Source organism: Xanthomonas hortorum (assembly GCF_024339125.1).
Lineage (GTDB): Bacteria > Pseudomonadota > Gammaproteobacteria > Xanthomonadales > Xanthomonadaceae > Xanthomonas > Xanthomonas hortorum.
The window spans coordinates 2,812,063-2,825,431 of record NZ_CP101417.1 but is presented as its reverse complement, the minus strand read 5'-3'; the positions used below and the strand labels follow the sequence as shown (position 1 = coordinate 2,825,431).

General features: G+C 58.5%; 14 protein-coding genes. 1 reads left to right on the top strand and 13 read right to left on the bottom strand.

Translation table 11 applies throughout. The features are described 5' to 3' along the window. The first annotated feature begins 227 nt into the window (after positions 1-227). On the top strand, positions 228-908 hold the full coding sequence (xopG, locus tag NMB96_RS12145) for a XopG/HopH/AvrPtoH family type III secretion system effector (RefSeq protein WP_084217840.1): 681 nt from the start codon (positions 228-230) through the stop codon (positions 906-908). A 194-nt stretch (positions 909-1,102) separates the two neighbouring features. Here the strand turns inward: xopG and NMB96_RS12140 are convergent, their stop codons facing one another. The 13 genes from NMB96_RS12140 to NMB96_RS12080 form a co-directional block, all read right to left on the bottom strand. After that, positions 1,103-1,372 (bottom strand): hypothetical protein, encoded by a 270-nt coding sequence (locus NMB96_RS12140; protein ID WP_023902995.1) that lies wholly within the window; start codon positions 1,370-1,372, stop codon positions 1,103-1,105. Further along, complete coding sequence (locus tag NMB96_RS12135; RefSeq protein WP_023902994.1) at positions 1,369-1,665, bottom strand: XAC0095 family protein; 297 nt, start codon at positions 1,663-1,665, stop codon at positions 1,369-1,371. The genes NMB96_RS12140 and NMB96_RS12135 overlap by 4 nt, the downstream gene beginning before the upstream one ends. Before the next feature lie 388 nt (positions 1,666-2,053). After that, positions 2,054-4,342 (bottom strand): restriction endonuclease subunit S, encoded by a 2,289-nt coding sequence (locus tag NMB96_RS12130; protein WP_023902993.1) that lies wholly within the window; start codon positions 4,340-4,342, stop codon positions 2,054-2,056. Next, complete coding sequence (locus NMB96_RS12125) at positions 4,339-5,808, bottom strand: type I restriction-modification system subunit M (protein WP_255084940.1); 1,470 nt, start codon at positions 5,806-5,808, stop codon at positions 4,339-4,341. The genes NMB96_RS12130 and NMB96_RS12125 overlap by 4 nt, the downstream gene beginning before the upstream one ends. Positions 5,809-5,812: 4 nt before the next feature. Further along, entirely contained in the window at positions 5,813-6,535 is a 723-nt protein-coding gene (locus tag NMB96_RS12120) for a nucleotidyl transferase AbiEii/AbiGii toxin family protein (RefSeq protein WP_023902991.1), read from the bottom strand. Then, positions 6,535-7,170 (bottom strand): helix-turn-helix domain-containing protein, encoded by a 636-nt coding sequence (locus NMB96_RS12115; protein ID WP_023902990.1) that lies wholly within the window; start codon positions 7,168-7,170, stop codon positions 6,535-6,537. Before NMB96_RS12115 ends, NMB96_RS12120 begins: the two co-directional genes overlap by 1 nt. Before the next feature lie 63 nt (positions 7,171-7,233). Then, a complete protein-coding gene (gene hsdR / locus NMB96_RS12110; protein WP_255084939.1) occupies positions 7,234-9,615 on the bottom strand; it encodes an EcoAI/FtnUII family type I restriction enzme subunit R in 2,382 nt (793 codons plus the stop codon). Positions 9,616-9,694: 79 nt separating this feature from the next. Beyond that, entirely contained in the window at positions 9,695-10,003 is a 309-nt protein-coding gene (locus NMB96_RS12105; protein WP_255084938.1) for a type II toxin-antitoxin system RelE/ParE family toxin, read from the bottom strand. A gap of 6 nt (positions 10,004-10,009) precedes the next feature. After that, entirely contained in the window at positions 10,010-10,273 is a 264-nt protein-coding gene (locus NMB96_RS12100) for a YlcI/YnfO family protein (protein ID WP_255084937.1), read from the bottom strand. Between the two features lie 284 nt (positions 10,274-10,557). Beyond that, complete coding sequence (locus NMB96_RS12095) at positions 10,558-11,079, bottom strand: DUF4411 family protein (protein WP_255084936.1); 522 nt, start codon at positions 11,077-11,079, stop codon at positions 10,558-10,560. After that, positions 11,079-12,242 (bottom strand): ImmA/IrrE family metallo-endopeptidase, encoded by a 1,164-nt coding sequence (locus tag NMB96_RS12090; protein WP_023902985.1) that lies wholly within the window; start codon positions 12,240-12,242, stop codon positions 11,079-11,081. Before NMB96_RS12090 ends, NMB96_RS12095 begins: the two co-directional genes overlap by 1 nt. A gap of 39 nt (positions 12,243-12,281) precedes the next feature. Then, entirely contained in the window at positions 12,282-13,193 is a 912-nt protein-coding gene (locus tag NMB96_RS12085; protein WP_023902984.1) for a GIY-YIG nuclease family protein, read from the bottom strand. Beyond that, a complete protein-coding gene (locus tag NMB96_RS12080; RefSeq protein WP_023902983.1) occupies positions 13,190-13,351 on the bottom strand; it encodes a hypothetical protein in 162 nt (53 codons plus the stop codon). The genes NMB96_RS12085 and NMB96_RS12080 overlap by 4 nt, the downstream gene beginning before the upstream one ends. Positions 13,352-13,369: the final 18 nt, after the last annotated feature.

Below are 13,369 nucleotides of genomic sequence, written 5' to 3'. Positions count from 1 at the left end.
CCTGATGAAGATTGCCTCAGGTGTCGAGGCTGTGGCGAGGTCGCCAAGCGCGACTTGCGAGAGGCCTGCATTGTCAATGCTGAGTATATTTTATAGAAACTTCACTAAATCAGGGGTTATTGGCCTGCTTCGCATCAGCTTATAGATTTGCGCACTTAAATAGCAGCAAGGCATAGGCAAAGGTATAGTGCGAGCCACATCCACTTGACATAATAACTATATACATTATGCCAATCCAAACCAATTATAGTGGGATCTACTCACAAAGCATGTTCAATACGCCCCGCGACCAAGATCGGTTTAATGCGGAAGTGAATGTGCATCTCGATCATCTCAACTCTCGAACAACTGGCAACCAGTTACTTGACAAGCTACAGCAGCTTAGTGGAAAAAGAGGACACAAGGTCACTATTCATGAGATCGCTCCCCCCGAAAATCCAGGTGCAGAGCCCGTTCTCTCACGGCACCAATTAGACGCTCATCCTGAGCTAAGCAGATTCAAAGATATTAGCGAGAAAGCCGGCCGTTCATATGCTCTGAAGAAGCCGGGAGGCGAAAAAAACCAGGGATCAAGTGTTGTTGTGTCATGGAGTGCCCGTCAGACGAGCATTGAACTGGACGACGATGGGGACCCAACCGATAAGGTGACCTCCAGTCCCATCGACAAAGTTTCAGTGTTGGGGCACGAATTGGTGCATGCAAAGCATATGATGGCTGGAACGTGGAAAGGCTCAGATGAAGACGAACGTGACCCAGACACTCCCACCGGAAAGGAAGAGTTGCGTGCTGTCGGCTTAGGAAAATACAAATATTCTCAGTCAGGCGAACCATCGGAAAATTCTATTCGAGCCGAGCACGGTTTACCAAAACGGGTTAGCTACCATCACAGTGGCTATAGAAGCGAGTGAATCACACGACGGCGCGACCTTTCGCCCACGCCATTTTGACGAGAGCACGTTGCGTGCTACCGGCTTCTGCAAAATGTAGGAATGCGCCACTTGATGGACCATGTTTAGCCGCTTCCGGATCTCTGCGCGACCCAAAGTGCAAGACCTGTGGCTGCATTCATCCTTCGCTAACGCTCAATGGCCACAGCGGCCCATCAAAGCCGCTGAAGCGCCAACTGATCCAGAATGGTGCGCATGGCGCCGGCCGCATCGAAGATGGCGCTGCCCAGCACGGGCAAGGTGCGGCGGTCCAGCCGATCGGCGTTGCCGGCAGCGATCACATCGCCATGGGCGGCGATGGTCAGCAGCAACTGATCCAGCGCATCTACTTGCTCCACGGTAATGCCGAAGGCAAACGCCTCAAGCGGCTTGTCATCCCCTGCCCGCCTGCGCGCACGGGGCGACGCCATCACTGGCCGGCTCATGCGACCTCCCCGGCGTCAGCACGTTCGCTGTCAGAAGCGTCGGGCTCCAGGCGCGCGGGCCACTGCACCTGTGCCAGTGCCTGAGTTACCTGCTCGGCCAGCAGCTCCAGGCAGCACGCCAGTTCGTCCAAGCGGATGGCTGGCTGCCGCAACTGCTCTTCGGCCTGCGTACGTGGCTGCGCCAAGCGCGCCAAAAATCGCATGTGGTCGCGCAGCTGCTGCAGGCGGTATTGCGCGCCTTCTGGCAGGTAGTAGCCCGGGTGTGACTGCGCATCTCGTACAACGTCCGACATGGCCTGCTCCTCATTCCATGGAATCAGCCCGCCCGCCGCAAAGCGACAGACGGGAAGTCGGGAGGCTCGAAACCGCAGACAGCCGGCGGGCGTATTCCCCTTGCGGGTGTTGTATTAGCCGCCCTCCCGACGCAGAGCATCACGTCGGTTGCACCCACAAAAGTTGCAGGCACAAAAAACCCACCGGTTTGTCGGAGGTGGGTACCGCTGTCTGCGGAGTTTCGAGGCTCCGTGCAGCAAGACTGCTACCGAAAAATTCCTACGTCAAGCATGGATAACGAACGCCGCTGCGAGCAGGGAAACGCATACCTAGCCAACGGCAACGAGGTTTCCTCGTCGGAGCTCAACCGACTCGTTGCCATCAGCCCGTGCCCAGCACATCGCAGATTCAATTGAACAAGAAAGCTGCCTGTGACTTCGTCACAGCACTGTTACCCGTCGGGACAAGTCCGTTATCGCGCATCCAACCAAGCCACTTACCTAAGATGTCCGGCGTGAAGCGCTCCTTCGCCTCATGCCAGTTGCCGCGAAACTCGCTGATCAACCACTCGTCATTGGGATGAAGCCCCCCGGCAAGCGCGTCGTTCCAGACCGCGTATAGCGTTGCGACAGCCTCCAGATCGTCCGTCTTACGCCCCTCAAATAGCGCGATAAGACGATCCAACTTCTTCTGAGCAGCGCCAAGTGCGGAAGCCGCTGTTTCGATAGAGCGACTGATGTTCGCCCCGATGTGATAGGAGACCTTTTCCTGCCCCGATTTGAGCACCTCGATCGAGGTCGAATACAGCCCTTCTTGAGCAGCACGCTCCTCCACTCGATAAATCGTCGTATCGAGCGGACCCGCAGCATGGCGACGATATCCATCCATCAGGCCCAAGCCCAGATGGGAATCAGCCAAGAACAGCAACTTCATATGTGCAACACGCCCAAAGGTGCGTTGTGACGCGAGTTTGGAAATCAGATAAGCACTGAAATCAACAGCCTGGGCGCGGGATTTCTTCTCGTTATTCAAGGCTTGGCCAATCAATGCATTAGCCAGATTCCCATGCACTTGGCGGGCCTCGCCGAGGCGGGCTTTGAGTTGGTCGCAGAGCGCCATCAGTTGATCGACCTTGGCGACGATGCGGTGTTGTTCGGCTAACGGTGGTATCGGGACGGGTATTTCTTTAAGGCGGGAGGATTTGATACCAGTGGCCGTCATACCTGTGGCTGCATCTGAAAGCTGCGCCTGAAAACCAGAAGACATCATTGTCAGCTTTAGGAATGGACCAGTGCCCAGCTCATGTAGTTGGAAGCAAATCACGCGCTGAGCTAGTGCAAACCGCTCAGCGATATCAATTATCGCCACGTTCCCCATTGGGGCTTCGGTTGTGAAAAGCATGTCTCCAACCCGTGGAAAGCCTCTTGTCATCCAAGACAAGTAGTCTGTGTCGGCAATGAACTCTTGAGGTTCTCTGCTTATGAATCCTGGCCGGACATTTTTGGCAGTAATGAGCGGTATGCCAGATGATGTTTTTGTAGGTGTCCTGCCCCGGTAGTCAATGAAGCGAGCAAGGTTGCCAAGCCGGCAGGACGCCCAACCGGCATGCAGCGTGAAGTAATAATCAGCTTCTGGAACATCTTCGCTTGCTGTCGTTCTAAGACCTTCTTCTAAGATGAGGCGCTCTTTTTCCTCCACAATCCGCTTCAGCAACTCGCTCGCCGGTTCATCACTGGAGTCTTGCGGCACCAGTTTGCCCATCACCGCCAGTTGCAGCAGGGTTTGCTTGAGTGCGTCGATGCTTGGTTCGGTGGTGAACAGCGTTTGGAAGTGCTCGGCCAGGCGCTGCCAGCTTTGCGCAAAATCCTCGGCATTGCGGGCCTGGGCCAGGCTGTCCAGAAGCGCCTGCACCAGTTGGGCGTGGGCGCTGTCGGCATCGGCTTGCCGGGCGTCCAGCCGGTCGCACAGGGCCATCAGCTCATCGACTTTGGCGACGATGCGGTGTTGTTCTGCGAGCGGGGGAAGAGGGAAAAAGGCTTGCCTCCCGTCTTCGGTTCCTAGCCTAGGCATTTTCATACCGTAGCTCCGAGCATTCACATAGCTGAGAAAGTACGGACTTTTCAGCACGCCCATGAAGTAGTGAGCTACAAAAGGACCGTAGCATCTGAAAGGAAGAATCTCAGTTGTGCAGAATCCGTCCTCGTCAGCCACCAGAACCTTATTGAGATATGGGCGTAGTTTTCCATAGAGGACATCGCCTTTAGTAAAACTGTTCTTGTCACTGAGTGAGTTGCGCTCTTTAAGAAAAAATTTCTGCAAAATTTTTGATGTGTCTTTTTCGATATCCTCCAGATCGAGTACCCAGGCATCCTCTGGAATTTCTTCTTTTTTGACAGTAATACCAAAGTTGGTGATTTCGCCAAGACGAGCCCACTCCCAGGTCACCGGAATTTCAAACGGCACCCCATCCGCGTTTATATCAGCGAGCAGCTTTTGTTTCTTAATCTTCCCCTCCGCCACCAACCGCGCCTTCTCCTCGGCAATCCGCTTAAGCAACTCACTGGCCGGCTCGTCACTTGGGTCTTGCGGCACCAGCTTGCCACGCACCGCCAGTTCCAGAATCAGCTCGCGCAGCTTCTTGATGCCATTGGGCGCGCCTGCCAGCAGCGGCAGATTGTCGGTAAGCAGCGCCGTCATACTCGGCGCTCCAGCGCTTCGGCCAGCACCGCCTTGAGCTGGCCGCGCAGCTCGCCAATCTCGCCTTGCAGGGCGGCGTAGTTGCGCAGCAGCCTGTCCGGGTCGTGGCTGATCTGCTCGCCCACATGCGGGTTCTTGCTGTCGAGGTTCCAGTTGCGGCTTTGCAGCTCTTCGAAGCTGACCTTCCAGGCGAATTCGTTTTCCTGCCGTGCGGCAAAGCCATTGGCCTCGCTCCCCCACCAGGCTTCCTCGACGGCGAACTCCTCGATGCGCATGGGCTTGGTCTTGGAGTAACTCTTGTATCCGGCCGGGTACTGGTGCTCGTAGAACCACACGTCCTTGGTGGACGTGCCCTTGGTGAAGAACAGCAGGTTGGTCTTGATGCCGGTGTAGGGGTTGAACACGCCATTGGGCAGGCGAACAACGGTGTGCAGGTTGCACTCGGTGAGCAGCTTTTCCTTGATGCGGCTCTTGATGCCTTCACCAAAGAGGAAGCCATCGGGCAGCACCACAGCCGCGCGGCCACCGTCCTTGAGCAGGTGCATGATCAGCACCAGGAACAGGTCGGCGGTTTCGCGGGTGCGGAAGGCGGCGGGAAAGTTGCTTTCGATGCCGTCTTCTTCCATGCCGCCAAACGGCGGGTTGGCGACAATGCACTCGACCCGCTCGCCTGGCCCCCAGCTGATCAGCGGGCGCGCCAGGGTGTTGTCGTGCTTGATCTGGCCGGGCACCTCGATGCCGTGCAGCACCATGTTGGTGGTGGCCAGCAGGTGCGGCAGCGGCTTCTTCTCCACGCCGAAGATGCTGGCCTGCAGGATGGCCTCGTCCTCGGCGGTGCGCACATAGCGCTGGCGCTTGTGCTCGATGGCGCAGGTGAGAAAGCCGCCGGTGCCACAGGCAGGGTCCATGACCTTTTCATGCAGCTTGGGGTCGACCATGCGCACCATGAACTCGGTAACCGGGCGCGGTGTGTAGAACTCGCCTGCGTTGCCGGCGCTCTGCAGGTCGCGCAGCAGCTGCTCGTACATGTCGCCGAACGCATGGCGCTCCTGCGCCTTGTTGAAGTCCACACCGCTCTGGATCTTGTTGAGCACCTGGCGGATCAGCTGCCCGGACTTCATGTAGTTGTAGGCGTCCTGGAACACATCGCGCACGACGAAGCCCAGCGGCTTGCTGTGGCGAGGTGTCAGGTCGCGTAGATTAGGAAACAGCTCAAGGTCGATGAAGTCTTTGAGATCCCCACCGGTCATGCCTTCCGGATTGGCTGCCCAGTTGCGCCAACGCAGCCGCTGCGGCAACGGCGAACGGTAGTCCTCGTGGATGAGCTCCCATTCCTGCTCACGGTCATCGAGAATCTTGAGGAACAACATCCACACCAGCTGGCCGATGCGCTGGGCGTCTCCGTCGACGCCGGAGTCCTTGCGCATGATGTCCTGGATGGATTTGATGGTGCTGCTGATCGACATCGTGTTACCTGTTGAATGATGCAAGTGCGTCCAGCCGCGTGAAGATCAACTCCTCGCGCTGGCGGTTGTTGTTGGAAGTAGCCTGAACGGCATAGGTGAAGTCGCGGTGGCGCAGGAGTTCGGCGATCCCCTCAGCGATATCCGCCTGCAAGGCCGCAGATGCCTGCGCAACTTCATCGCACAGGCTGGCGCGACCATCCACGACATTGAGGATGTCCTCGACATCCCGGCTGGCCAGTGGATCCCGGTTGCCGCGCCCCCGGTAGGCCTCCAGCTTGGTGCCCAGAAAATAGGCTGGAGCGACCACGCGAATCGTCACACCTGTCGGCAGTGCGTGATCGTACGCCTCACGCAGCGCATCGGCGTACCAGCGATTGCTGAATCCGAGGACGGCAGCGTCATCAGGCATGAAATCGACGATCAGCTCGCTGGCATGTTGATCGCGCAAGCGGGTACGGCAGACGACGTCGTCGTTGGGCGAGGTGCGAAAGCCCTTACCGGCCAGCACCTGCTGCAGGCGGTACCAACTGCCCAAGCCCATGACGTGCACGATCAAGTCGACGTCTTCGGTAAAGCGAACAGCTTCCCGGCTTACCGAGTCTGTCATCAGCAGACCGGTGGTGCAGCCGCCAACGAAGGCGACTTCCGGCAGCAGATCCGGCCCAAGCGCTTCGGCCACGCGTGCCAGCATGTGCTGCTGGATATCCCAGTTTCCAGGCGTGCCCATTACGGCACCTCCCGCAGGTATTGGGTCAGCACACTGCCGGCAAGCGCCGACTCACGCTCACGCCCCAGCCGGATCGCGTCCACCAGCGCCAGCATGGCGTACAGCTCCGCATCGCGACGTACGGCACGCGGCACGCTCTTGTAGAGCGGCTCCACGCGCTGGCCCTGCTCGCTGCCGTAGCCGTCCTCCCAGACGTAGATGTGTTCGCCTGCGGACAACAAGCGATCGACCAGCACGGGAGCTGCGTGTGCCGTGGGAATGCCGCGGACGATCGGGCCCGGGCGCGCCGGGAACACATACTTCAGCCCATTCATCACAAAGCCCAGCAGGGCGCGCGTGTTGGCGCGCGGGATGCCGCTGCCGCGCTCGGCCAGGACCAGCCCCACGTCGGCGCAACGCCGGAGCGCCTGACTGACTTCCGATTTGCTGATGCCGGTGGACTCCTCAAGGCCGCGCACGGAGAACGCGTCTTCGGCCAAGCCGCTCGCCTCCCCATCCTCCTGAGCCGCCGACATGGCCCAGCCGCGCCAGTCATCGGGAATGCCGAGCGCTGCTTTCTCGCCGCCCACAGGGACAGATTGCTGGCGCTCAAGGCTGACCAGCTTCAGCAAGAGCAGAATGTCTTGACTTTTCATGAGTAACGGAAGGGACCCGTCCCTCGTCCTGAAACAAAGGACAAGAATACTATGGAACGCAGGTCAGGCAACGTCCGCACTGCTGTATAGCTGGCTTTCCAGGTCAAGGATGGCCCGGTGGTAATTCGTCTTGCCGCCAAAGGCCGCCACAAGTTCGACCGGTGCTCCAAGGGTCCGAAACGGGTCAAGCTGCAGGATCCTGATGTCCTCGATGTGCTCCACCCCGGTGTCGGCGTACTTGTCCAACAAGCCTTCGAGTACCTGCCGCGCCTTGCCCTGATACCTGGCAAAGTAATTGCGCTTGCGCACACCCTCCGCTCGCTCCCTGCGCGACAGCGGCGGTTGATCGAAGGCCACGTGACAGATCAGATCGAACGGATCGAGTGACTGGCCGAGCTTCTTCTCGACCTCGCCGGCCAGCTCTTCCCATAACACGCCCTGCGTAGCCAGCTCATCGATGATGGCCTTCTTCTGCTGGGCATCGCTCCAGCGCCGCAGGAAGTCATCGAGCGACGCAAACTGGCGCAGGACGCGCTCGCGGGTGTAGTCGCGCAGCGACTCGGTGATGAGCTTGCCATCGGATCCGTAATACAGGACGCGCTCGGCCACGACCGATACCGGCAGTTTGTCGATGACGTATTTGATGCGCTTCGGCCCACCTTCACCTCCGGTGGTGACGTCATCACCGCCATCTGGAGGATCGCCGACCACACCGCCGTCGCCACCCTCGCCGCCCCCGATCTCAGGCGGTACCGGACTGTCATTGGGCGAGGGGTTGTAGATCACCTCCGGGTCTCCATCGAATGATGGATCAGCGAACAGTTCGGTCGCCTTCTTGAAATCCATGATGGTGAACCAGTACTTGCTGTAGTCCTCATTGATGCGCGTCCCGCGACCGATGATCTGCTTGAACTCGGTCATCGACCTGATGTGCTGATCCAGCACGATGAGCTTGCAGGTTTGCGCGTCAACGCCGGTCGTCATCAGCTTGCTGGTGGTCGCGATGACGGGGTAACGCATTTCCGGATTAATGAAATTGTCGAGTTCGGCTTTTCCCTCGTTGTCATCGCCGGTGATGCGCATGACGTACTTGCGATTTTCCGCGACACGCTGCGGATTGAGATTCACCAAAGCCTGGCGCATACGCTCGGCATGATCGATGTCGTCACAGAAAACAATGGTCTTCTGGAATGGACCGGTGGCAGTGAGGAATTCGGTGACTTTCTGCGCGACCAGATACGTCCGCGCTTCGACCACAAGCTGGCGATCCATATCCCGCAGGTTGTAGATACGATCTTCGATCAACTCGCCGTTTTTGTCGCGCATCCCTTTAGGTGGCCGCCAGCCCTGCAGATCGACATCGAAGTCAATGCGCACCACTTTGTACGGTGCCAGGAAGCCGTCATCGATGCCCTGTTTCAGCGTGTAGCTGTAGACGGGCTCTCCAAAGTAAGTACTGCTGGAGACTTCCTTGGTCTCCTTTGGCGTTGCGGTCAGGCCGATATGCGTGGCACCAGAGAAATACTCCAGGATCTCCCGCCACGCAGAATCCTCAGCCGCGCTGCCACGATGGCATTCATCGATGACGACAAGGTCAAAGAATTCCCGAGAGAACTGCTTGTAGATGTTCTTGACGTCCTCTACGCCGGTCACCGCTTGGTACAGGGACAGGTAGATTTCGTAGGACGTATCAATCTGGCGCTTGGTGATCTTGGTCATCGCCGCGCCGAACGGCTTGAAATCGTTGTTTTTTGTCTGATCGACCAAGATGTTGCGATCAGCCAGGAACAGGATGCGCTTCTTCTGGCGCGACTTCCAAAGCCGCCAGATGATCTGGAAAGCGGTATAGGTTTTGCCGGTTCCGGTGGCCATCACCAGCAGGATGCGGTTTTGACAATTGGCCACAGCTTCGATCGTTCGATTGATCGCATTGATCTGGTAGTAGCGCGGCGAGCGACTGCTGCCATCATCGTAGTACGGGGACTCGACCACCTGTCGCGCGTCCTCACCAAGCCCCTTCCAGAGGCAATAGCGACGCCACAGTTCCTCTGGCGAGGGAAACTGATCCAACGTCAGTTCGGATTCGACCTTGTCGCCGGTTGCGGTTCTATCGTGGAAAAGGAATCCGTCGCCATTGCTTGAGAACACAAACGGAACATCCAGCGCATCTGCATATCCCAGCGCCTGTTGCATGCCGGAACCAACGGCATGCCTGTTGTCCTTTGCCTCGATCACGGCCAAAGGAAGATTGACGCGGTGGTACAGCACGAAGTCGGCACGACGCGCCAACCCTCGGCTGTGCAGCTTGCCGCGAACGACGACACGCCCCTTGGTAAAAGCGACCTCTTCGCGCACCTGGAGATCCAGATCCCAGCCGGCAGCAACGATCGAAGGAATGATGAATTTCGTGCAGATATCGCGCTCGGTTAACGACGACTTGTCCATTCAATCCCCTGTGTCTCCACCTTCCCGCAATTGGCGACGCGCCCCAGGCACAGACGCCACTTATCGATTGACTCGCCGCCTAATGATAGTCGGCTTCACGCCGATGCCTGACCGCCAAGACGGTGACGACCTGATCGCTTTCAACCTCAAACAGCAGTACGTAGCCGCTGGCACCGAAGCCGATCACCAACTCCCGTAAAAACGGATCCGCCAACACCGCCTTGCGGCAGCTCAACGGGGACAGTTCAAGCACGGTGACGCCATCGCGGATGGTCTGCAGCGCGCGCTCGGCCGCGGTGAAGTCGCCTTCGGCACGCTGTAGCAGCCAGTCGTAAAGACGCGCGAGATCGTCGTGCGCTTCTTGAGTGAAGCGGACGGAAAATCCCACGTTGGCTTAGCCCTTGCGCGCCTGGTCCAGTTGGGACTGCAGCCCGGCCAGCACATCCTTCGCGTCGATGTACCGGTTGGATGCCTTGGCGCTGTCACGCGAGGCCAGCCCGCGCGCAATGAAGGCTTCCCGCTGCTGGCGCTGCTGCACCTGGGCACGCACGGAGTGCTCGACGAAGCTGGAAAGCGTCTCACCTTCCTGCAATACGGCCTCGGCCGCTTCGCGCAGCGCCGGGTCTACCCGGAGCGATGGAAGAGATGCGGATTTCATGGCAAGCCTCGTGCGTTGCAAGTGCAACGCATCATCGCAAGCGAGCGCCGGCGCTTCAATGTTTTCTTTGCAGACCTAAGCCAATGTCACTGCACGTATGCGACCAGTTGTGCTCGATGGCCTTGGCGCCATACCAGCGGCGGGTTTAGGGCGGGCAGCTTATTAGGCCTGGCCAGCTGGTGGTACCAGGGCAATTGTGCAAGCACCTCTTGCACAAATGATTCGTCCGGCCGGCCCGAGACAGACGTTCGCTCATCCAGTCGCCCGTAGATTTTTTGCATTTTTTAGATCAATGGCGCAGGCGTCAGCGGCACAGCCGGAGGCCCCAACACAAATCGCGCACGTTCTTGCCGCAGCATTTGATAAGGCGAGATAAAGCGCACACCAAGTCCTACACAGACATTGGGAATCTTGATCTTCCTTGTCGAATTGGCTGGCACTTCATGTGTCACCACGGTGTGGCCTGCAGCCAACGCGAATGCCACCAGCCAGTAGTCGGCAACCTGCAGAAATGTATTGACCGCCACAGGTTCATAGTGCTGGCCAGCGACCCATGCGCTGACTTGTGCAGCGGCGGCCAGCACCGCAGTGTCTGGCGGGAGGAAGAAAGCATCCCCACGTGCCTGTGCCCATACGGCCAGATCATCCTCACCGGCCTCTAGTTCTTCCCCAACTTGGCGGATGCTAAAAACACTTCCAGCCACATGTTTCATTATCAGCCAGTCCCAGAACGCCGGGCAGAAATCAAACCCGTATTGCAGGTTCTTGGCTTGGATGAAGACATTTGCATCCAGCAGATAGGCCATCAGGTTGGCAGTCCAAGCGAGCGACCAAGCTCGTTGAATGTTCCGGTCTTGGCAATTCCCAGCATCTGGAAGGCATCGCGATACAGGGTGCGCCCTTCGAGCGTACTCGCCACCAGCGAACGGGCAAACCGCTTCCCCACACGTGCAGTCGTCGTGCGATAAAAATCGCCACCACCACTGTTAGCAGCCTGGATGGCGGCCAACCTCGCCTGCTCGGCACGGAATGCCTGCCAGAAAGCATCACGCCCTAGGCGGCCTGCATCCAGCATCCGACGCAGCACGACCAGCGTGCTGACCTTGAACTCACGCGCTAGCCTTCGCAGCGCATCGTCCAGCACCTCATCCTCGCGCAATGCTGCGATGAACACAGGCAACGGCACCAGCAGCTCAGCTGCGACCTTATTGCACCAATCTTCGATGCCAGTGCCGGGCTGCGCGTGGCCTGCGGCCTCAACGCCAGAGTCGCTCAGCGCCGACTGCCCCAGCCAAAGATGCGCCAGCTCATGAGCCAACGTGAACATCTGCGCCGACTTGCTGTCGGCCCCGTTGATGAAGACCAGCGGCGCCAGCACATCAGCCAAGGCAAATCCGCGGAACTCCTCGGGATCCAAAACGCGGGTGTTGTTGTTGCCCACCACGCCGCTGATCATGACCAACACACCAAGCGCATCGGCTTGAACGACGAACAGCCGCAATGCCTCCGTCCAACTCGGGCACTCACGTCGCGCCTGCACACTGAAACCCAGCACCTGTCGCAGTTGTTCGGCAGCCCGATCTGGAGAAATGGAAATATCCAAGCTACCGACAAATGGCAATGGCCGCTGGCCGGTCACCAGCGCTTCATCGCGATACCACGCCTGCCTAGCTTGGCAGGCATATAGCGTGTCCAGCAGATCAGCGCTGGGCCGCGCAATGGCACGATCCCCGATGGTCCGGAAATCGGGAATTGGCAGGGGCTCCTCAGGAGGCCTCGGCAGGAAGAAATAGCCAACCGGGGCATGCGTTGCGCGTGCGTAGCTTTCAAGCTGGCGTAATGTTGGCTGCACATCGCCCGCCTCCCACTCCGGTAGCTTCGGAAAACGCCCTTCCAGCTCCACCGCATCCAATCCCGCGCGTTCGCGCGCCCAGCGAAGCAATTCAGGTTGGACGGCAACTCGGATCATGCAGGGAGTTTACCCAAGACGCACACAAGGCTCTACGCGCTAGTCAGCAAAGCCGTCAAGACGTAATTCGGTCAAGGTGTCCACACCGTTCTGCACCGTCTGTCGTTCAATCACGTCCAAGGAACGGCCGGTAGCATCCTTCCAGTCATCCCAGCCGTTGGACGAACGCCCCAGCAGCAATCCGGATGCAGCGCTGGGAGAACGAAACAAATAGTCGCTTTCGAATCGGATCTGCGCTCCTTGAATGGACAGCACTCCCTGCTGCTGCAGCTCCTGACGCATGGCGAGCATGCGATCGGGAACCGAGGCAACAGTCTCCAGACGGCCGGTAGAGCCCTTCAAGACCACCATTCCCTCGGTTGTGTACTCGCCCAGGCCTTCGGTCTCCGGGCCACGACAGTAATAACGCAGCTTCTGAGCGGCGGCAGTTGGTTGCAGCTTTCGCAACGGCTCGAAAATCGGGTAACCCAATGTTGCCAACAGCACCCGCAACGTCTGGTGGATTTCGCGGCAATCCGCTTCCATTGGCGCCGGCGTATGCGGCCTGCCACCGCCGGTCCCGTTGTGCAATTGGTAGCGCCCGGCCTCCTGGGCTTGCTGGATGGAGCACCACTCAAGATAGATCGCGTGTGTATTTGTCAGGCTCTGGGTCAGTGAAACTGCGACCACAGCACGGTTCCAGAAGTCCTTCTTGGCGTTGTGTTCCGACAAACGCTGCCGAAGCAGGCCGCTCTGTCCGATATAGGCCTGGTCGCGACCATTGGCCTCGTCCTCGCCAAACAGAAAATACACCCCCACCTGCTCGGACTCCGGCATCGCCAAAAAGTCAGCCATGAGGCTGCGTGGTACCTCAATCATCCGCACAATGCGCGTAGTGATCTCGGCAACACGCACACCCTGTGGATCCCCGGAAGGCAGAAAGATCTGGATGGTCTGCGGATGGCTGCTCATGCGGCGATATTCTCCATTTGGGCACGTACGTTGATCTTGTCGGTGTAGACCAATTCGCCGCGATTCCCCTGTACGCGCAGCGCTTGCTGAAATTGCTTGGCGAACGCATCCGGATGCGGCTTGCGATGAAAGAGTTGATTGAGCAACGCTGCGAACATCAGCCACCTTCCTTGCCA